A 20,178-nucleotide genomic window follows, 5' to 3' on the forward strand; every position below is an offset into this window, starting at 1 on the left:
GCGGCGCCCCCGTGACCGCCAAGGACGCCCCGATCGCGGGCATCGGTGTCGCGGGCGCCCCCTCCGGCGACCAGGACGAGAAGTTCGCCCAGGCCGGCGTCGCGGCCCTCGGCAAGTAACACCCCCGAGCGCGTACCCGCCGATGTCTCATCCGGTTCAGCCCCCGACATGAGTACGCAGCGTGATGCGCCCGCCCATGCCCCGGCGGCGCGCGGAATCCCCCCTTCCGTGCGCCGCCGGCCGTTTCTCCCCGCCCGGATCCGCGCAGGCCTCCGGACGGGCGTCGGCATAGCGGTGCGTACGACAGCGAGGACGACCCTGTCCGCCCTGCGCGATGCGACGTCCCTGAGGAGTAGCCCCATGCCCCCTGCCGACCGCGACTTGCTGTTCGCCGCCGAGAACGGTGACGTCGACGCCGTCCGTGCGGCCCTTACCGCCGGCGCACCGGTCGATGCCCGCAGCGTCCACGGCCGCAGCGCGCTCCTGCTGGCCGCGCTCGCGGACCACGTCGATGCCGCGGCAGTGCTTGTCGCCGCGGGTGCCGACGTCAATGCCGCCGACGACCGTGAGGACAGCCCCTGGCTGGTCACCGGCGTCACCGGCAGCGTCGCCATGATGGAGACCCTGCTCCCGGGGCGCCCCGACCTGAAGCGGCTCAACCGCTACGGCGGCACCTGCCTCATCCCCGCCGCCGAACGCGGTCACGTCGCCTATGTACGGGCTCTGCTGCAGCAGACCGATATCGACGTCGACCACGTCAACCGCCTCGGCTGGACCGCCCTGTTGGAGGCGGTCATCCTCGGCAACGGCGGCCGCGCCCACCAAGAGGTCGTGGAACTGCTCATCACCGCAGGAGCCACCCCCAGCCTCCCGGACGGCGACGGCGTCACCGCCCTCGAACATGCGGAACGCCGCGGCTACACCGAGATCGCCGGCCTGCTGAGGGCCGTACGGTGAAGCGCGCGGCACTGGGTCTCACAGCGGCGGCCGCCGTCCTCCTGGCCGGCTGCACCAGCACTGAAGCATCCAAGAGCGCAGCTTCCGAAGCCTCCAACAGCGCAGCTAGCGAGGGCAGTTCGCCGTCCTCGTCCGCTCAGGAGTCACGGCCCGGCGAGGACCCCCGGGCCGCTCGGGCGGCGAGCGCCGCCCTGCTGGAGGCCGCGCGGGAGGGCGACACGCAAGCCGTGCGGGAGGCCATCGGTCGCGGCGCGGATCTGGAGACCCGCGACGACCGGCGCCGTACACCGCTGCTGCTCGCCGCGACCGGCGACCACGTCGAGGCGGCGAAGGCGCTGGTGGAGGCGGGCGCGGATCCGGACGCGCGGGACCAGCAGAACGACACGCCCTGGCTCGTGACCGGCGTGACCGGCGGCGCGCAGATGGCACGCGCCCTGGCCCAGGCGGACCCGGACTACACCCTCCTCAACCGCTACGGCGGCACCTCCCTCATCCCGGCGGGCGAGCACGGCCACGTGGATTACGTACGCGAGGTGCTCACCAACCCGGGCATCCACGTCGACGTCGACCACGTCAACAACCTCGGCTGGACCGCCCTGCTGGAGGCGGTCATCCTCGGCGACGGAGGCAAGGACCACCAAGAGGTCGTCGAACTCCTCCTGGAGGACGGCCACGCGGATCCGGACCTTGCCGACAAGAGCGGCGTGACCCCGCTCCAGCACGCCGAGCGCCGCGGCTACACGGAGATCGCCGAACTGCTGCGCACCGCCCAGGGCTGAACGGGGAGCGGTTGGTCACGCGTGGCAGCGGCACCTCCGGGCACCGTGCGGGGCCGCCGTCCCTCGACTAGGTCGCACCGACGCTCGGTGTCGTCCACTTCTGATGGGCGGCGCCGGTGCAGGTCCAGATCTGCAGCCGGGTGCCGTTGGCGGTGCTGCCGCCGGTGGCGTCCAGGCACTTGTTCGCCTGCGGGTTGACGATGTCGCGGGCGGCGGGCACCGCCCACTGCTGTGCGCCGGTGCCGTTGCAGTCCCACAGCTGGACGGCCGTGCCGTCGGCCGTGCCGCCCGAGGCGACGTCGAGGCATTTGCCGAGCGCCCGGATCGTTCCGTCGCCGCCGATGGTCCACTGCTGGGCCGCGGTGCCGTTGCAGTCGTAGAGCTGCACGGGTGTGCCGTTGGCGGTGTTGGCACCGGCCACGTCCACGCACTTGCCGCCGATGCCGGTGATGGGACCGCCGCCCGGCTGGCCGGTGTCGGTGGTGACGCGGACGTAGTCGACCAGGAGCTGCTGGGGGAAGACCGTGCTGCCGTCGGGGTCTCCGGGCCAGTAGCCGCCGACCGCGAGGTTGAGGATCAGGAAGAAGGGCTTGTTGAACACCCATTGCCTGCCGCCGAGGTCGGCGGGCGTGCGCCGCTGGTAGACGGTGCCGTCGACGCTCCAAGTGACCGCGTTCGGACTCCAGTCGACGGTGAAGGTGTGGAAGGCGTCGGCGAAGGCCTGTCCGCCGGGCAGCGAGTACGCGCCGCCGATTCCGCCGGAGCCCGAGTAGCCGGGGCCGTGGAGCGTGCCGTGGACGGTGGACGGTTCGAAGCCGACGTTCTCCATCACGTCGATCTCACCGGAGTTGGGCCAGCCGACCTGGCCGATGTCGTTGCCCAGCATCCAGAACGCGGGCCACATGCCCTGTCCGCGCGGAATCTTCATCCGCGCCTCGACGCGGCCGTACGTCGTGGTGAACCTGCCGGCCGTGTTCAGGCGGGCGGAGGTGTACTCGCACCTTCCGTACCAGCACTGGTAGTTGCCCGGATTCTCGCGGCGGGCGGTGATGACCAGATGCCCCTGGCCGTCGAGGGCGGCGTTGCGGGTGCCCGAGGTGTAGTACTGCCGCTCATGGTTGTTGACGTTGTCACCCGTCTCCATCTGCCACTTCCCGCCGTCGACGGCGCTGCCCGCAGGGCCGTTGAAGTCGTCGGAGAACGTGACGGCCGCGGGCGCGGAGCCGGACACGGAGGTGGGTGTGGGCGTGGGCGCGCCCTGCGCAGGTCCGGCGGACAGCGACGCGAGGGCGAGGAGCGAGACGAGGGGCACCAGCAGGCGTCGGGGTAATCGAGCGGAGTCCATAACTCTCACTTCCAGGATCAAGTCGAAGAAGCCTGGTTGCGGTATGCCGATGACAGGCGGCAGTAGGCGCATGCGGAACCGGACGGTTGCTGCTGCGCGAACGGGGGGCGGGGCCGGACAGGCACTGCGGAGCGCTTAGTTCACGGCGTGATTTAAGAAGTGAACGAAAGACCTGTCAAGGGTTTGGTACGGACCAGCTTCGCTGGGTGGGGCTGGTTCAGGCCGCTACCAGGTCGGGTGTGCGCCCACTCCCCCGTCGACCACCAGGTCAGTGCCGGTGATCCAGGCGGCCGCGGCAGAGGCGAGGAAGACGCAGGCGCTGCCGATGTCCTCGGGGCGGCCGAGCCGGCCGAGCGGGGCCGCGGCGGTCCAGCGGCGCACGCCCTCGGGCCAGGCGTCGGAAAGGCCGGGGCGGTCGATCAGGCCGGGTGAGACGGTGTTGACGCGGATGCCGTCGGCCCCGTACTCCAGGGCCGCCGAGCGGGCGAACATGATCAGGGCGGCCTTGGCGGCGCTGTAGTGGGCGTGGCCCGGGGCAGGTTGGGTGCCTTCGATGGAGGCGATGTGCGTGATGGTGCCGCCGCCGCGCGCACGCATGACGCGGGCGGCCGCCTGGGTGCAGCAGAAGGCGCTGGTGGTGTCGGCGTCGTACAGGGCGCGCCAGTCCGCGGCGGTCAGCTGGGCGAGCGGGGTGACGGGCTGGATGCCCGCGTTGTTGACCAGCGCGTCCAGACGTCCGTCCTGCCAGGCGGCGGCCTCCTCCACCAGGCGTTCGCAGTCCGCCTCGTCGGTCAGGTCGGCGTGCAGCGTGAGGGCCCGGCCACCCGCGCCCGCGATCTCCTCGATCTCTTCGGCCAGGGCCTCGGCCTGTGACTTGGCCCGGTGGTAGTGCACGACGACGGACGCTCCGGCCTTGGCGAACTGCCGGGCGATGCCGCCGCCGATGCCGCCGCTCGCACCGGTGACCAGGGCCACCTGGCCGGTGAGGTCGGGCAGTTGGGGGTCACGCATCAGCAGCTCCTTGCTCGGATCGGGCGGGCATGCGCAGGGGCATGTCCGGGCGGCACAACTTGCGTATACGGGTGGCCTGTTGCGGGAACCGGGCGCACAACTCCGCGGCGTCCGCCCCCTCGTAGTCACCGGGCAGGAATCCGGGCGCCATGGTGGTGCCGAACAGCGACCACCGCCCTCCGGGTGCGACCCTCGCGCCCATCCAGGTCCCTGCGGGTACAACGGTCTGCACTTCAGCGCCGCCACCGTCCGGCCCGTCGGCGCCGAGCGGCACCACCCGGTCCGTTCCGTCCGGCGCGAGCAGCAGAAGCTCCAGCGGGTCCCCCCGGTAGAAGTGCCAGATCTCGTCTATGGGAAGCCGGTGGAGGGCGGAGAAGTCGCCCTCGTCCGCGGTGAGCAGCATCATGATCGACGTGCCGGCCGGACGCCCCTGCGCGTCCACGGGTCCGGCCCAGGTCTGGCGGAAGAGGCCGCCTTCCACCGGCAGCGGCCGCAGTCCGTAACGCGCCGCCAGTTCGGCGGGGGTCGTCTCCGTACGCGGCATGCTCGCACCCCTCCCTTGCGCCCGCAGTCGCGCGACGGACGTGCCCGCCGGTTCCCCACGAGGCGTCTGCGGCAGCGTACTGAGGTACGTGTGCGCACGGTTCCGTTTTCGGCCGCACCAGTGCGGGTCCTCACACCCCGACGCCGCGCCGACGATGCATCTGGGCGCTGATGACGACGAGTTCACCCACAGCGGCTCACCCCCAATCCGGCCCAGTCAGTGGAGAATGTGAGTGTTTGCACGGTTTCGAGCCCACGGATCCGGTCCGTGGCTGGTGAGAGAGGCGGTACGGGGTGCGTGCGAGAGAGCAGCTGCCCGCCGGTGCCCCGGATGCCCGCTGGCTGGCGTACATCATGCACGGGGCGTTCTTTCTGCTGCTCGGCACCGCCATGGCCCGGTTCATCCAGCGCCACGGCGACGACGTGCAAGCCCACTCGGTGATCGCCCTGGCGGTGCTGCTCGCCGTGCTGTACGTGGCGGGCAACGGCCCGGGCGTGCCGGCGGTCCCGGACGTACCGGTGGCGTGGCCGTCGGCCCGCCGCCTGGTGTGGCTGGCCGCGGTGGTCGTGGTGTGGGCGGTGCTCGTCGAACTTGCCCCGAGCTTCGCCTGGGTCGCGGTCCCCCTGATCTACGCGGCGCTGCGCACGCTGCCGCCGCTGGCCGCGTACATCCTGGTCGGCCTCCTGTCTCTCTTCGTGGTCTTCGCGCAACTGGCCCTGGCGCCGCGTTTCAACCTGGACCTGGTGGTCGGCCCGCTCGCGGTCTCCGCCTTCGCCACCGCGGTCTTCAGCCATATGCAGCGCCAGGCCGCCCATCAACGCACCTTGATCGATGACCTGATCCGCACCCGGCGCGAACTGGCCGCCACCGAGCGCCGCGCCGGCACCCTCGCCGAACGCCAGCGCCTCTCGATGGAGATCCACGACTCCCTCGCCCAGGGCCTGTCCAGCCAGCAGATGCTGCTGCAGGCCGCGGAGCGGACCTGGGACTCGGACCCGGAGAAGTCCCGCGGCCACATCCGTACCGCCGCGTCGATCGCCGAGCACAACCTCACCGAGGCCCGCCGCTTCGTCCACGATCTGGCCCCCGCCGACCTCGCCACGGGCGGCGGCCTCCCCGCTGCGCTGCGCACCCTCGCGGCCCGCGAGAGCGACGACCACCTGACGGTCCGCGTCCATATCGACGACCCCACCGGCGCCGCACTGCCCGAACTGGTGCAGTCGGCGCTGCTGCGCATCGCCCAGGGCGCGCTGGCCAACGTACGCCAGCACTCCGGTGCGACCACCGCCGCGCTCACCCTCACCACCCTCGACGACCAGGTCGTCCTGGACATCGCCGACAACGGCCGTGGCTTCGACGTGGCGACGCTCCCGGACCTTCCCACGGGCGTACGCGGCCACGGAGTGCCGGCGTCCCGCGCCCGGGTGCGCCAGCTCGGCGGCACCCTCACCATCGAGTCGACGCCCGGCGAGGGCACCGTCCTCACCGCCGCCGTCCCGCTGCACCGGCCCTGAGCGCACCCGGACCAGGACACGGCCCGGCCCATCAGGCCATGGCGCGGCCCGCGGCGGCGACCAGGTGGTCGGTGGCCGCGATGGCGCTCTCGCGACGGGCGGCGAGGGCAGCCCGGTCGGCGGCGTCGCGCAGGTCGAACACGGCCAGGGCGGCCTGACGAGCCGGTTCGGCGAGGGCCAGTTCGAGGACGGAGACCGCGACCAGCGGGCTGGTGACGGCGGAGCGCGTGGCATGGGAGTTGGCGCGGGCCGCCTCGAGAACCTCCTGGCCCGCGCCGTTCAGGCGCAGCTCCTCGCGGTGCCACATGGCCCGCCGGTGGTCACCCAGAGCGGCCACCAGCTCGGCGAGCGCCACGCGCAGCGCTTCGGCCCGCCGGTCGGCACGGGCGGCGTTCCTGGCGTTTCGTTCGCCCCTGATCTGCAGCAGCCCGGTGAGCGCACCGCCGAGCCAAGTGCCGAGCACCGCAATGATGCTGGACCACAACCACATCGCGAAGTCCTCCTCAGGGAGCGGTAGTCATGACGGGCGGGTCGATCGGTCGAGCCGTCGTCCCCGCACCCGGGCGTCCGCACCATGAAGACGTCGATCGGGTCCTGGGCCTCCACGGTGAACCCGTGGCGCTCGTAGAGCCGCCGGGCGGCGCTGCCCTGCAGGACGTTCAGGCGGACCGGCTCGCCGTCGGCGTCCAGCCGCTCGAGCAGGGCGCGCAGAACAGCCGAACCCAGGCCCGGCCCTGGAGAGTTGGGGCGAGATAGAAGTGCTCCAGCCACTGTCCGTCCTCGGCCGGCCGCAAGGTGACGCAGCCCGCGAAGGTGCCGTCGGCCACGATGACCGACGTATGCCGCGGGGAGAAGGAGTCCCGCAGCCGCCGGCGGACCCGGTCCTCGTCGAACCTGCCGAGCCGCTCCAGATCCGGGCGCATCACGACGGCCCGCAGCTCCGCGATCGTCTCGACGTCCGCCGGCCGCGCGGGGCGCATGGTCCACTCCCCGCGCTGCTCCGGTCTGCGGCCGGCCGGCCCGTATCTCGTTCGCCTTCGTTCCCGTATCCACGGCCGGATCATGTCAACGGCCCCTCACACCACCGCACCACCCGCATCGGCCCCTCAGTGTGCCCAGCCGGTGAACGGCCGTCACGGCGCGTGCGTGGAGCGGTTGTTGGCGCATGGCCTTCTATGGCGAGGGTGTCGAACGCTCCAAGACCACGGCCCGGAACCGGTCGGAGAAGGCGGAGAAGGAGGTCCGGGTCCGGGAAGACCGGGCGCGCACCTGCCGTGGCATCCGGTCGGCGCCCCGCATCCCCCAGCTGGGCTCACTCTGCGTGCAGGCGACTACTCATGGTGATCGGCTGACAGTGCGTCACACGCATGTCAGCCCACGTGAGGAATCCGCATCATGCACCGGAAGAACCCAGCCGCACCACGCGCCCTCAGCCGCGTACTGCTCGCCGCCGCCCTCGGACTCGCCGTGAGCGCCACCGTCGCTCCCCCCGCCCATGCGGCCGACATGTCCTTCGAACCGGGACCGGTGGACTCGCCGCACTACTGGGGCAAGATCATCGAAGGGGAGGATGCCCAGGCCCATGCCTGGCTGGTGCGCAGCAGCCAGCTTCCGGGAGCGGCGGACACCACCCTCGTACAGGCGCACTCCCACGACAAGAAGCTGCCGCGCACCGTGAACACCGGGGCTGCTCCCGCCGACCTTCGGGCGGGTCAGTTCCCGCTCGGGCGGGCCACCGAGGGAATCGCCGTGGCCGTGGACGGCAAGCTGCCGCCCAAGAAGCCGGGCGGGGATCTGGTCGATGCGAAGGGGGCGGTCTTCGCGGGGGTGACCGCCAAGTCTCTTGACATCGGGCTGCCGTACTGGACGGGCGGGCAGGGCACCCCCGCCCTGTCCCCGATTGGCCTCCACCTGGAGAACGTGTCGACGACGGCCACCGCGGCGCCGGGCAAGCCGGTGGCGTTCAAGCGCAACCCAGTGAAGGGCTATCTCTCACTGCTCGGCCAGAAGATGATCGAGGTACCCAAGGACTTCCCGGTGGGTGAACTTCCGAACTTCGGCGGCATCATCTCCCCCAAGAAGGGCACGACGCCCGCCATCAGCCTTGTCCTCAACGAGCAGGTGAGCACCGACGCCAAGGGGCAGCCGACGCTGGGCAAGGACGGCAAGTACGCCTTCGACGAGCAGGCGTCCAGCGGCTACACCAACGCCTTTCACTTCACCCTGCTCGGCACGAACGCTGCTGATCTGACGGTGGGTCATGCCGCCGCGCTGAGCAGCGCTCCCGTGACCGCGCCCGGCAAGACGGGTGCGGCAGGCAGGACGGGTGCGGCGGGCAAGGACGGACGCCCGGCGAAGGGGACCAGGTCATGACGGCCCGGCGCAGCACCACCACCGCCCGTACGGCCGCCGTCACCGCATGCCTGACCGCGGGCGCCCTGCTCGCCGGCTCGGGCCCGGCCGCCTCGCACATCGTCGTGCCGCCCGGAGATGACGGGCCCGGCGACTGGGGCACCGTCGTGTCGACGGACAAGGGGCTCGGGGCCAACGCCTGGCTCGCGCGCATGAAGGGCGTGTCCAAGGTGGAGCCCACGCCTTTGCGTGAGGCGGCGTTCCCGGCCCGCAAGGGCGCGCCGGAGGATGTGGTGTCGGCGAAGGACATCACCGAACTCAAGGCCGGGGACGTGCCCATGGGCCAGGCCTCGGCCGACTTCGTGCGCGCCCGTGGCGACAGGACGCCGCCGGAGAAGTACAAGGGCGACCCGGTGGACGCCCCCGGCGCGGCGACGGCCGACATCGGCAGCGGCCAGGTAGCGCTCGCCATCCCCTCGCCCGGGTCGAGCGACAAGAAGAACCCCGACTTCCTCACTATCGACCTGTCGGGGCTCGCCATGTCGGCGGTGACCCGGCCGGGCAAGCCGATCGAGTTCACGGCGATGGCGAAAGAGGCCAGCATCGGTTATGGCCCCAAGAACAGGCAGAAGACCATCGATCTGGGTGATCTCGGCGAGCCCAACCGCAAACTCGTCCTGCCGCAGGGCGCCGCCGATGACAAGGCGATGGCCACCGTCACCGTCAACGAGATCCACACGACCGACCAGGACGGCAAGGTCACCCTCAACAAGCGCGGGAACACGACGATCCTGCCCGAGTCCACCTGCGGTTACGCGAACGCCGTGCACGCGAGCCTGCTCGGGCCCGAGGTCGCGGATGTGACGGTGGGTCACGTCGCGGCGTGCCGCAAGCCGGACAAGAAGGAACAGAAGCAGCAGAAGAAGGCCGCCGAACTGCGGGCCCTCGCTCGCGCGGCGGACCGGGTGCCCTGCTACGAGGACAACGCGCCAGGCTGCGATGCCAAGGTCACGCCGAACTACAAGGGGTCCCGGCCGCCGTTCCCGCCGCCGGGCGAGATCGAGCTCGACATCCCCGACCTCACGCCGGAAGAGGCGGAGAAACAGGGTGTCCCGTTGGTCGCCAAGGCCAAGGCGGAGATCAGGATGCCGACGCTGCTCGACACGGTCGCCAGCGCCGCGAACTCGTTCTTCGGCTTCCTGGGCTCGATCGGCCAGGGGATCATCAACACCGCCGACAACATCATCAAGGGCGGGATCCAGGTGATCTCCGACGCCGGAAAGTTCGTCTGGGACGGCGTCAACCACATCGCCGGCGTCATCGGAGAGGCCGGCAAGAACTTCTTCGGCTGGCTCGGGTTCAAGTAGGTCCCCGGCCCGCACGACCCCTCCCCTCCTCAGCGGCCCGGAGCCTCCCCGTGAGCGCCGGGCCGCCCTCATTGAGTACCGGATGGGGGCCCCATTGAGTACCGGATGGGGGCCCCTGACGTGCAAATGTCACGGTACGAAGTGATCTTTATACGGACAGTAGCGATCCTTTTGCTGTCGTCCTGCCCGCTTCACACACAAGGAGAGAGCCATGGGAACGTGGCGCAACTCAGGGCCGCGCATGGCGGCGACGGCGGGCCTTGGCCTCGCCGCGCTGCTGTGCTCCGTGATGCCGGCCCAGGCGGAGAACGCCGAGAAGGACCCGGTCACCGATTCCGATCAGTGGGGTGTGGTGCTCGACGACACCAAGGACTGCGTCCAGGCTGACGCCTGGGTCGCGCGCCTCAAGGGCGTCGCGGGCATCATCGACATCCCGCTGTTCGAGTCGCACTACCCAGGGATCCCCCGGGCCGGTCACACGCAGGCCGGCGGCGCCGATCTGATCAACCTCACCGACAGGAACGGTGTCGGCCTCGGCAAGGCCTCCGCGCTGTTCACGCGCGCGATGGGTCACCAGACGCCGGCGGAGACCCAAGGCGGCAAGTTCAAGGACTTCCGCGGCTCCAGCTACGCGGAGGCCGGACTCGGCACCATCGAGGTCGGCCTGCCGCTCGACACCAAGAAGCCCAAGAACGACGGCGGCCGCTACGGCCTGCTCGGCGTCGAGGTCGGTGTCATCGACGTCAGTGCCTGGTCCAAGCCCAAGCAGGCGATCGAGTTCACCGGCGGCGCGGCCGGCGGCTCGCTGAACCTGGCCGGCGTGCAGGTCCTGAACGTGCCGCCGCTGTGGGGCGTCAACGTCGGCCTCAGCCTCCCGCCGGACCACCCGGAGCTCCCGTGGGTCTCGGTGATGACCAACGAACAGGTCACCACCGACAAGAAGGGCGTGCCCACCAGAAAGGCCGGCACCAACAAGTACCAGTACGACACCAATGCGACCAGCGGCTACATCAACGCCATCCACCTGAGCCTGTTCGGTACGAACGTCGCCGACCTCTCCCTGGGCCACGCCGCGGTGATCCGCGACAAGGAGAAGACGGACAAGTACGCGAACCCCTACATGTCGCCCAACGAGCAGCAGGCCTGGGCCACCACCGGCGGCAAGGCGATGCCCCGTGACGTGCGGGAGGCCCGGGCGCTGCCCAAGGGCACGAGCAAGATGCCGCGAAGCGCCAAGGAAGCGGGCGCGCTGCCCAACCGCTCGCAGGACCCGAACAAGCGCTACTGCTCGCCGTTCGCGCCGCCGAAGCACCTGGCCCCCGCGCTGAAGGCCAAGATGGCGAAGACGGAGCTGTTCAAGAACTGCTGACCGGGTGAGGTCTGCCGCCCCTGCCACAGGGCCCGAACCGCACCATCCCCGGCACCCTCTGCCGTCCGCCGAACGGGCGGACGGCAGAGGGTGTCCCTGTTTCACTACCCACCGTCCACCGTCTCCTCCGCAACGCTCGGGAGCGTCGCAGCCATCCGTACCCGAGGAGACCCACCGTGCCATCGCCGCCACGCGCCCGCGCCCTGCTCGCCGCCCTGGCCCTCACCGCGTCCCTGACCGCCGGGTGCGCAACGCCCTGGTCGGACAACGCCCCGCCGGAGGTCAGCTGGGTCAAGGGCCCCGTGGGCCAGCGCCCGACGGTCACCATCCCGCACGAACCCGCCCCCAAAAAGGCCCGGGCCACGGTCCTGCACGAGGGCGAGGGCCCCGAGCTGCGCAAGGGCCAGATCGCGGTCGCCGAGGTAGACATGTGGATCTGGGAGCAGCGCAAGCGGTTCATGAGCACGTACGACCAGCAGCAGCCGACCAGCGTCACCTTCGACGGCGAGCATGTGGCCAAGACCTGGGACCAGGCACTGATCGGCAAGCGGGCGGGCAGCCGGGTACTGATGGTCGCACCGGCCACGCACGGCTTCGGGCCGCACGGCATGTCACCGGCCAACGTGACGCCCACCGACCACCTCGCGGTCGTCTTCGACCTCATCGGCGCGTACGAGCCGCACCAGCAGATCCCCGAGCGCCCCGGCGCACCCGTGGCGGGCTTTCCCGAGGTGAACGTCCCCAAGGGGCAGGAGCCGACCGTCCGTTGGGGTGACAGCCAGGCACCCGAGAAGCTGAGAAGCGGTGCTCTGGTGGCCGGTGACGGGGCCCGGATCGAGGACGGCGACAAGGTGGTCGTACAGGCCACGTCGTGGGTGTGGAAGGACAAACAGCCCTTCAACTCGACGTATCTGCGCAAGACGCCGAACGGCTTCCTGATGAAGGAAAAGGCACTGCTGCCCGGTTGGTACGAAGCGCTCGCCGGTCAGAAGGTCGGCAGCCGGGTCGTGATCGCTGTGCCGCCGAACCAGCGCCCGGGCTTCAAGTTCACCAAGGGCGGTATGGCCACTCCGCCGGGCAAGCCGGTGCTGCACGTCATCGACATCCTGGACCGCATCCCCGGCTGAGCCTTCGCTTCCCCGTACGCGCAGTGGGGCCGTGCAGGAGACCAGCTCCTGCACGGCCCCACCTCTTGCGGGTGTTGCGGGTGTTGCGGGTACTACGTCAGCCGGTCACTGCGGGCAGATGCGCCCCAGCGTGCGATCGGCGGTGCCCTCCTTGGCCCAGCCACCGCAGTCCGGGTCCTGGTTGCCGGCAGCCACGAGCGTGTTGATGTCACGGACCTTCGGGCGCAGCTTGTTGCCCTTGTCGTCCTTGCCGCCGTTGGTCAGGTCCGGCGTCAGGAGCGTGCTCTTGAGGGTGCCCGAGCTGTCCTTGTCGACATCGGAGACGACCTTCACCGGCGAGGTCTTCCCGCCGGCCGGGAGCGGCTTGAGGTGCTTGCACGCGAAGCTCTTGCCCTTCTTCGTGCTCTTGACCTCGTCGACCAGCTTCTTCAGCGCGTCCTTCGACGGGCACTGCCAGTCCTTCGCGTCGGCCTGGACCTCGGTGGGGAAGGGGCCCTGCGGGCCGACGTTCCAGCCGAAGGTGAGTTCACCGTCCTTGGTGGGCCTGGAGTGGTCGCCGTTGCTGTAGGTGATCTCGTGCGTGACCGCCTCGCCCGCCTTGGCCGTCGCCGGCTCCTGGGTGACCTCGGGGGTGAGCACCGGATCGGACAGCGCCGGGTCGACGGCGTCGATGGCGATGAGGTTCTCCACGGGCTTCTTCGAGGAGCCGGTCGTGGTCGCCTTGCCCTCAAGCTTGCTGCCCTTGAAGTCCTTGCTCACGATGCCGTTGATGGCGAGCGGCGTGGTGTGCTTGCCGCCGGCCAACGGCAGGCGCTCCTCCTGGAGTTCCTTCTTCAGCCTGGCCTTCTCCTCCTCCGTCATGTCGAGCTTGTCGACCTGCTCGTCGGTCATGCCCTTGTAGACGCACTCGAAGGGGCTCTTCTTGAGCTCGGCCTGGGCCAGCTCCTGCCGCTTCTTGGCGTCGGCGTCGGCCGGGTACTCGGGACACTCCCAGCCAATACCCGCGGCGCCGGTGACCTCGAAGTCCTTGGGGATCTCGACCTTGGTCCGGATCGGGCCGGTCTCCGTTCCCGCGCCCTCGGCGTTGGAGGTGACCATCTGCAAGGACGCGGGGCGGCCCTTCTCGACCTTCTCCGGGGTGATGGTGGAGGTCAGCGCGGGGCCCTTCTGGTCGGCCCCTCCTCCACCGGCGATCGGCAGGTTGATGTCACCGCCGCCGTTCGGGTCCTCACGGTCCTTGTCCTTGTCGCCGAGCCCGCCGGTGACGACCGCGTCGCCCGTGGCGTCCGCCTTCGGCTTCACCGGAATCTCCACCGCCGGCGTCTTGTCGCCGGGCTGGAACTTCTTCTTCTTGTCCGGGGTGAAGGTGCACTTGACCGTGGTGCCCTCGGCCTTGGCGCACTTGTCCCAGCCCGGACCCGGCTTGATCGGCCGGGACGTGTCGAGGTCGATCTTGTCGCCGAGGTCGAAGACGGCGTCGAACGGTTCGTCCGTCCAGCCGGCCACCTTGTTGTTCTCGGCCGTACCCAGGAGCGTGCCGGGTTTGCCTGCCGTCAGCGGCTCCTTGGCCTTCAGATCGGTTCTGATGCTCGCGGGCAGATTGCGGAGCTTGGCGCCCCAGACCTCGTGGATGTTGGTGGAGTCACCGGTCGCGGCCGAGACACCGAACAGCACGCGCTCCGGCACCGGAACCTTGGTTCCGCTCTTGATCTCCGTCGGTGCGATGACCTGCTTCCAGTTCTTCTGACGCCCGGTCATATCCATGTCGACGGAGACATATCCCTTGGTCGAGACCCGGATCCGCACGGAGCGCTGGGCCTCCTCCCGGGTCTTGGCCTCCGTCACGCTGATGGTGCCGCCCGGGATCTTGTCCTTGAGCTCCGTCTGCCCGAAGCGCGGGTTCCCGCCCTTCGTCGGGCCCGCGAGGCTCACCATCTGCGGCTTGCGGACCTCTCCGGGCCTGCCGTCGACCAGCCCGAGGCCCGTGGAGAAGTTGCCGAACTCGTCCAGGCCGATGGCCAGGTAGCCGCCCTCCAGGCCGTCGTAGCCGAGACCGCCGCCGAGGCGGCCCGCGGGCGCCCGCTTCTTGCCCTTGCCCTTGTACGCGTCGGCGTCGAGCAGCATCAGGGCGATACCGTCGGCGCCCGGCGCCCGGTTGCCGCCGTAGGCGGCGAAATTCATGACGAGTTCAAGGCCGTCCTTGGAAGGGCGGGCGTCGGTGCTGCGCGCGACTCCGCTCTGGGCCTTCTGCGCCCCGGTCAGCCGCAGGGCGCCCTTGCCCTTCGGGTCGAGACCCTTGCCCTGAGGCGCGTCGAGGCAGCCCATGAGCGGGCCCTTGTTGGTACCGCTGGCCGCCGTCAGACAGGGCCAGCCGGTCTGCGGCTCACCCTTCTTCGGCCTCTTGGAACCCACCCAGGGATCGACGAGCTTGTCCGTGGTGAACGGCTCGCCCGAGATCTCGTCTCCCGGCTCCGGCTCGGGCACGGGAGCCGCGACCGCGACCAGCGGGGTCAGCAGCGAGATGCCCATGGCGGCGACGGCGGTCAGGCACACCGTGCGCAGAGCCGGCCTTGCGCCGAGTCCCCCCGGCCGACTGAGCCTGTGCTTTGTCTCCTTCATTCCTGCCTCCTCGGACGCACAGCGCCCGTCGACCCGTTGATTACTGACAGTGCCCGACGAATACTCAGAGGCACCGTTCTCCTCATCAGAACAGCTTCACGGGGACTCCGCGATCATGTACGCCCATCCGGGACCAGGAGCCTTCACCCAGTGGGGGCAGGCACAGGTACGGGGCCGGGCGATGCCCGGCCCCGTCTGACCCTGGCCCACTCAGGCAGAGAGAGCGCCGATCGCCTCACAGGCCTTCCGCACGCCCGCGCCGTAAGCCGGGTCGGCCTTGGTGCAGTTGGCGATGTGCTTCTCGACGGTCTCCCGCCGGGCGCCCTTGATCGCCCGTGCGGTGTTCTCGAACAGCGCACGCTGCTGTTCGCCGGTCATCAACCGGAACAGGTCACCGGGCTGCTCGTAGTAGTTGTCGTCGTCCTCGCGGAAGTTGAAGCGGCCGGCCGTGGACCCCACGGTCTGCGGCGGGTCCGCGTACTCGGGCTGCTCGGGCCAGCGGCCGAAGCTGTTCGGCTCGATGCCGGGCACCCCGCCCTGGTTGCCGTCGACCCGCATCGCCCCGTCACGGTGATAGGTGTTCACCAGTTTGGCCGCCCGCGGATAGTTGACCGGAATCTGGGAGTGGTTCACCCCGACCCGGTACCGCGCCGCGTCTCCGTAGGAGAACAACCGGCCCTGCAGCATCCTGTCCGGGCTGAACGAGATTCCCGGTACGAGGTTCGCCGGAGTGAAGGCGGCCTGCTCCACATCGGCGAAGTAGTTGTCCGGATTGCGGTTGAGCTCCAGCTCACCGACCTCGATCAGCGGGTAGTCCTTCTTGCTCCACACCTTGGTCAGGTCGAACGGGTGGAAGCGGTACCCCTCGGCCTCGGCCTCCGGCATGACCTGGACACTGATCGTCCACTTCGGATACTCGCCGCGCTCGATCGCCTCGTAGAGGTCGCGCTGACCGGACTCACGGTCCCCGGCGACGACCTGCGCAGCCTCCTCGTCGGTGAGGTTCTCGATGCCCTGCTGGGTACGGATATGGAACTTGACCCAGTACCTTTCATTGTCGGCGTTGATGAAACTGAAGGTGTGGGAGCCGAAGCCGTGCATGTGCCGGTAGGACTTCGGGATGCCGCGGTCGCTCATCACGATGGTGACCTGGTGCAGCGCCTCGGGCAGATTTGCCCAGAATCCCCAGTTGTTCTCCGGATCGCGCAGGTTCGTACGCGGGTCGCGCTTGACGGCCCGGTTCAGGTCGGGGAATTTCAGCGGGTCGCGGAAGAAGAAGACCGGGGTGTTGTTGCCGACGAGGTCCCAGTTTCCCTCCTCGGTGTAGAAGCGCAGCGCGAAGCCGCGGATGTCACGCTCGGCGTCGGCCGCACCGCGCTCCCCCGCCACCGTCGAGAAACGCAGAAACACCTCGCATTCGTTGCCGACCTTGCCGAAGATCGCGGCCTTGGAGTACCGCGTGATGTCATGCGTGACACGGAACGTGCCGAAGGCGCCGGAGCCCTTCGCGTGCATACGCCGCTCCGGGATGACCTCGCGGTCGAAGTGCGCCAGCTTCTCCAGGAACCAGAGATCCTGCAGCAGCATCGGCCCGCGCGGCCCTGCCGTCAGGCTGTCCTGGTTGTCGGCGACGGGTGCGCCGGCCTCAGTGGTCAGCGGTTTGGTGTTCTCCTCGAAGGCCATCATCGTCCTTTGCGTTGCGGAGGCTCGCGATCTGGTTGTCGGCGTCTTCTGTTCCCCGAAATCGATCCCGGGGAAATCAGAATTCCGCAATTCCCCTCCGACGCTGCGGGAGACGCACGCAAAGGGATCAAGGTCAGGCCGCAAGCTCCATCGCGGGGTCGCCGCTTCCCCCGGCTGGCTCGCTCTGCGTGCGGACCGCCCCGCTCGATGATCGGCTGACCGGGCGTCATGCAGTGAGCCCACGGGAGGTACGCGCGCCATGCACGGGAGACGATGGAGCGTCGCAGTCGCCGGATCGCTGGTTTTCGCGTTGAACTGCTGCCTCTGCGCCCCCGCGGTCGCCTCACCGCAGCGGACCACCATGTACGCGGCACCGTGCAAGGGCACCGAGGTCCTGGACGAGGACCTGAGCGCCGGACAGCTCCTGAAGCTCGACGCCGGCGCGATGGCGGACTGCGAGTTCTCGCGGCTGGAGAACCTGCTCAGCATCGCGCCCGGCTGACCACCCGTCGACGCGCAGGCGGGTCGGACGGCCCGGATTGTTCACCGCAAGTACCCGCCGGCGCGGGCGACTTGGGGGGGGTGAACCAGGTTGAAGTGAGGGAAGGCGTACGACACGAGACGCTCTGCGCGTCCGGTGGTCATGGGCGCCGGTTGCCGACGGTAGCTGACGCGCCGTCAATCACCTGGTGTCCGCCGCCCTTGCGACGGATGAACGACCGGTGACCACGAGGCGCTCGGACGTCAGCACGGGGCGGCCGTGCGGGATCTGCGATTCTGCGGCCATGGACCACCTGACTCCCTTGACGGGCGGCCGCGTAGAGATGCGCCCGCTGACCGCCGACGCCCTGACGGCCTGGACCGCGGGCGATCGTCCCGCCCTTGAGCGCCTCACCGGCGCGGTCTTTCCCGACCCGCCCGCGCCGCCCCCGCTGATGGAGGACGCCCTCCCCTTCATGCGGGACCGGATGCGCGAACACCCCGACGAACTGGGCCTGTGGGCCTGGCTGTGCGTACGGACGGCGAACGGCAGGGCCGTGGGGTCGGCCGGGTTCGGCGGACACCCCGACGAGGACGGATTCCTCGTGCTCGGCTACGCCGTCTACCCGGACTGCGCCGGGGCGGGCCTCGCCTCGGAAGCCGCGCTGCTGCTGGCCGACTGGGCACTCGGCCGGCCCGACGTGACCGGCATCCGGATCACCGCACAGGTCCACAACCCCGCGTCACTGCGGGTGGCCGCGAAGGCCGGATTCGTCGCGGTGGGCCGGGCACAGGATCCGGAGGCCGGTGAAGTGGTCATCCTGGAGCGGCGCGTGAGCAAGTGAGCGACGCCTGATCGCTCTTCGCCGAGCCGACGCACCCTCAAACTGGCACTCCTGCCTGCATTACGACGCTCTACACCTGTTCCGCCGGGAAAGCCCACCATCGCGTGCTGCACCGTGTCCTTCCGCTTCACCTCCCCGCACAGGTCGTTCACTGAGCATGGACTCCACGGTGCCGCCGCCCACCGCCGCAGGCGCACAGCTACTCGGTGCCTACTGGCTGGATTCGCCCTTCTTGCGTCATGTCCGCTGCGCCTGCGCGCTGCCCGCACCGCCGCAGGAGAGCGCGGCAACGGACAGCGCACCTGCCCAGCGGGAGGCGGTGCTCGTCCGGAGCGGGCGGTGAGGGGCACGCCTGCGGCCGCTCGCCTCCGCTGGTCGGCCCGGCCCGCGCGCAACGGCGCGGTGCGGGCCGTCCCTCCGCCCAGCCCAACACGGAGCGCACCGATCCGGTGAATCGGCAAGGCACTCCACCTCGAGAGCAAATGCGGTGGCGCCGGCCGGGCGTACTGGTCACGGCAACCGTCCGCGCAGCACCGTACGAAAGACCCGCCGATGCGCCGCCTCACCCTGACCGGCCTCTGCGCGCTCACCGCAGCGCTCCTGACCGCCGCGCCTCTCGCCGCGCCCGCCTCGTCCCTCACCGCGACCGCCTCCTCCGCGACCGCCACCTCAGGCCCCGACCCCGACCGCCCCTGGGTCGTCCGCTCCACCACACTCGCCCTCAGGCCCGAGTACTTCACCCCGCTGTGCCACCGGCCCGACGCCGGGCTGCCCGAAGAGCTCGGCTTTCGCGTGCCGCTGCGCCCCGAGGGTGTGGTGTTCCAAGCGGTCGCGGACTACTCGTCCGAGGACAAGGACGGCACGGTCTTCTGGTCGGGCCATCACAAGGGACATCCGGAACGCCAGGTGTTCATCCATGTCACCCACGCCTGCGATGGCGGCCCCGTCTCCCTGTACGGCAGCGCCGATCTGGGCCGCTATCAGTACAACGCCCGCCCGGTCGACGGCCGGCCCGGCGTCGCGGTCTTCGAGGAGATCGACCCGGCCGAGCTGCCGTCGTCCGAGGGCGACGACGTCGACATGGACCCGGCCGCACCGACGCTCGCCATCCGGCCGGATCGGCCAGGAGCCGGCGTGGTCCTGAAGAAGGCCACCCCGCAGGCGCCCGCGGTGATCGATGTCGTGGTCGGCTTCACGCCCCTGGCCGCCGGGCAAGCGCGGGAATACGGCAGCCTGCAGTCGACCGGGGCCGATATCGAGCACCGCATGAACACCTCGCTGTCGGACAGCGGCGTGCCCGCCCGCATCAACGTGGTCCACGTCGAGGAGTTCGAGGACTACACGGGCCACGAAAGCACGGCGAAGGTGCTCGACCACCTCAAGGACGCCGACGACGAGGAACTCGGCAGGCCCGCACAGAAGTTGCGCGACCGGCTCGGCGCCGACCTCGTCACCGTGGTCACCGACTGGGGCTCCGGCACGGGCACCTACCCCTTCAGCGCCGCCGACCTGCCCGGCCCCGGCACCGACCACAAGGCGTTCTCGGCCGTGGGATTCGACTCCATCAGCTCGCACAGCAGCAGTCACGAGCTGGGCCATAACCTCGGTCTCGCCCATGACCGGGGTACCGCACTCAACGGCGGGACGGGGTCCGCCATGGCCCTCAGCACGCGGTTTCCTTACAACACCGGCTGGATCGCGCCGGACAAGTCCTTCCGCACGATCATGGCGTACGGCGAGTACTGCGACGGTTGCGAGCGCATCGGCCGGTTCTCCGACCAGCGGCAGAAGTGGCACGGCCGGCCGCTGGGAGACGAGAAGAACGACAGCGCCGGCGTCCTGCGCGTGACCACACCGTTGATCGCCGCCTACCGGCGCCCCGCCAAGCCGCCGAAGCGCCATGCCCTGAAGGTCGGCCACACCCCCAAGTCCGGGGGTTCGGTGCGGCCCCGCGTCTGGGGCCCGTACCGTCCGGGCGACCGGATCAAGGTCATGGCCGAGCCCGAGAAGGGATTCAGGTTCACGGGCTGGACCCTGGACGGAAAGAAGTCCCGGCACACGGGCCCGGAGCTGATCCTCACGATGAACAAGCCCCGCGCGCTCACCGCCCGCTTCGCCCCGAAGGTTCGATGACCTGGAGCCGTACGGCCGGGGAAGATCACGCTCTTGTGGCCGTCACGGGGCTC

Annotated in this window: 17 protein-coding genes and 1 pseudogene; 11 read left to right on the forward strand and 7 right to left on the reverse strand. The window is 70.1% G+C overall.

All coding sequences use genetic code 11. From position 1 onward, the window contains the following. The 3 genes from ACFQVC_RS22620 to ACFQVC_RS22630 all read left to right on the forward strand — a co-directional run. A partial coding sequence (locus ACFQVC_RS22620; RefSeq protein ID WP_381831789.1) for a heme-binding protein occupies positions 1-119 on the forward strand: 119 nt, incomplete at its 5' end. Between the two features lie 241 nt (positions 120-360). Next, positions 361-957: an ankyrin repeat domain-containing protein gene (locus tag ACFQVC_RS22625; protein WP_381833194.1), complete on the forward strand. Its 597-nt coding sequence runs from the start codon at positions 361-363 to the stop codon at positions 955-957. A gap of 191 nt (positions 958-1,148) precedes the next feature. Next, on the forward strand, positions 1,149-1,736 hold the full coding sequence (locus ACFQVC_RS22630) for an ankyrin repeat domain-containing protein (RefSeq protein WP_381833916.1): 588 nt from the start codon (positions 1,149-1,151) through the stop codon (positions 1,734-1,736). Positions 1,737-1,803: 67 nt separating this feature from the next. Here ACFQVC_RS22630 and ACFQVC_RS22635 read toward each other — a convergent pair whose 3' ends face one another. The 3 genes from ACFQVC_RS22635 to ACFQVC_RS22645 all read right to left on the reverse strand — a co-directional run bounded on the left by ACFQVC_RS22635 (position 1,804) and on the right by ACFQVC_RS22645 (position 4,636). Then, the gene (locus ACFQVC_RS22635) at positions 1,804-3,081 is read right to left on the reverse strand and encodes an RICIN domain-containing protein (protein WP_381833197.1); all 1,278 of its coding nucleotides are present in this window, start codon (positions 3,079-3,081) and stop codon (positions 1,804-1,806) included. A 225-nt stretch (positions 3,082-3,306) separates the two neighbouring features. Next, entirely contained in the window at positions 3,307-4,092 is a 786-nt protein-coding gene (locus ACFQVC_RS22640; RefSeq protein ID WP_381833200.1) for an SDR family NAD(P)-dependent oxidoreductase, read from the reverse strand. Beyond that, positions 4,085-4,636, reverse strand: a complete 552-nt coding sequence (locus ACFQVC_RS22645; protein WP_381833203.1) for a cupin domain-containing protein — start codon at positions 4,634-4,636, stop codon at positions 4,085-4,087. The genes ACFQVC_RS22640 and ACFQVC_RS22645 overlap by 8 nt, the downstream gene beginning before the upstream one ends. 353 nt (positions 4,637-4,989) lie before the next feature. Between ACFQVC_RS22645 and ACFQVC_RS22650 the strand changes: the two genes are divergently transcribed. Beyond that, a complete protein-coding gene (locus ACFQVC_RS22650) occupies positions 4,990-6,150 on the forward strand; it encodes a sensor histidine kinase (RefSeq protein ID WP_381833919.1) in 1,161 nt (386 codons plus the stop codon). 31 nt (positions 6,151-6,181) lie between these two features. On the opposite strand, the gene ACFQVC_RS22655 is transcribed toward ACFQVC_RS22650, so the two are convergent. Beyond that, positions 6,182-6,640: a protein kilB gene (locus ACFQVC_RS22655; protein WP_381833206.1), complete on the reverse strand. Its 459-nt coding sequence runs from the start codon at positions 6,638-6,640 to the stop codon at positions 6,182-6,184. A gap of 71 nt (positions 6,641-6,711) precedes the next feature. Next, a pseudogene (locus ACFQVC_RS22660) lies at positions 6,712-7,130 on the reverse strand (GNAT family N-acetyltransferase); the annotation flags it as partial. Between the two features lie 415 nt (positions 7,131-7,545). Between ACFQVC_RS22660 and ACFQVC_RS22665 the strand changes: the two are divergent. The 4 genes from ACFQVC_RS22665 (at position 7,546) to ACFQVC_RS22680 (ending at position 12,365) form a co-directional block, all read left to right on the forward strand. Next, positions 7,546-8,523: a hypothetical protein gene (locus ACFQVC_RS22665; RefSeq protein ID WP_381833209.1), complete on the forward strand. Its 978-nt coding sequence runs from the start codon at positions 7,546-7,548 to the stop codon at positions 8,521-8,523. Continuing rightward, positions 8,520-9,869 (forward strand): hypothetical protein, encoded by a 1,350-nt coding sequence (locus ACFQVC_RS22670; protein ID WP_381833212.1) that lies wholly within the window; start codon positions 8,520-8,522, stop codon positions 9,867-9,869. The genes ACFQVC_RS22665 and ACFQVC_RS22670 overlap by 4 nt, the downstream gene beginning before the upstream one ends. A 211-nt stretch (positions 9,870-10,080) precedes the next feature. Continuing rightward, complete coding sequence (locus ACFQVC_RS22675) at positions 10,081-11,238, forward strand: hypothetical protein (protein WP_381833215.1); 1,158 nt, start codon at positions 10,081-10,083, stop codon at positions 11,236-11,238. A gap of 176 nt (positions 11,239-11,414) precedes the next feature. Continuing rightward, the gene (locus ACFQVC_RS22680; RefSeq protein WP_381833218.1) at positions 11,415-12,365 is read left to right on the forward strand and encodes an FKBP-type peptidyl-prolyl cis-trans isomerase; all 951 of its coding nucleotides are present in this window, start codon (positions 11,415-11,417) and stop codon (positions 12,363-12,365) included. Positions 12,366-12,470: 105 nt separating this feature from the next. Here ACFQVC_RS22680 and ACFQVC_RS22685 read toward each other — a convergent pair whose 3' ends face one another. Both ACFQVC_RS22685 and ACFQVC_RS22690 read right to left on the reverse strand, forming a co-directional pair. Continuing rightward, a complete protein-coding gene (locus ACFQVC_RS22685) occupies positions 12,471-14,984 on the reverse strand; it encodes an L-type lectin family protein (protein WP_381833221.1) in 2,514 nt (837 codons plus the stop codon). A 210-nt stretch (positions 14,985-15,194) separates the two neighbouring features. Further along, complete coding sequence (locus ACFQVC_RS22690; protein WP_381833224.1) at positions 15,195-16,670, reverse strand: catalase; 1,476 nt, start codon at positions 16,668-16,670, stop codon at positions 15,195-15,197. A 256-nt stretch (positions 16,671-16,926) separates the two neighbouring features. Between ACFQVC_RS22690 and ACFQVC_RS22695 the strand changes: the two genes are divergently transcribed. The 3 genes from ACFQVC_RS22695 to ACFQVC_RS22705 all read left to right on the forward strand — a co-directional run bounded on the left by ACFQVC_RS22695 (position 16,927) and on the right by ACFQVC_RS22705 (position 20,125). Continuing rightward, the gene (locus ACFQVC_RS22695) at positions 16,927-17,169 is read left to right on the forward strand and encodes a hypothetical protein (protein ID WP_381833227.1); all 243 of its coding nucleotides are present in this window, start codon (positions 16,927-16,929) and stop codon (positions 17,167-17,169) included. A 283-nt stretch (positions 17,170-17,452) separates the two neighbouring features. Beyond that, positions 17,453-17,992, forward strand: a complete 540-nt coding sequence (locus ACFQVC_RS22700; RefSeq protein ID WP_381833230.1) for a GNAT family N-acetyltransferase — start codon at positions 17,453-17,455, stop codon at positions 17,990-17,992. A gap of 552 nt (positions 17,993-18,544) precedes the next feature. Next, positions 18,545-20,125 carry an InlB B-repeat-containing protein gene (locus tag ACFQVC_RS22705; protein WP_381833233.1) on the forward strand — a complete coding sequence of 527 codons (1,581 nt, stop codon included), beginning with the start codon at positions 18,545-18,547 and terminating at the stop codon, positions 20,123-20,125. Positions 20,126-20,178: the final 53 nt, after the last annotated feature.

The sequence above is a fragment of the Streptomyces monticola genome (assembly GCF_042665355.1).
GTDB lineage: Bacteria > Actinomycetota > Actinomycetes > Streptomycetales > Streptomycetaceae > Streptomyces > Streptomyces monticola.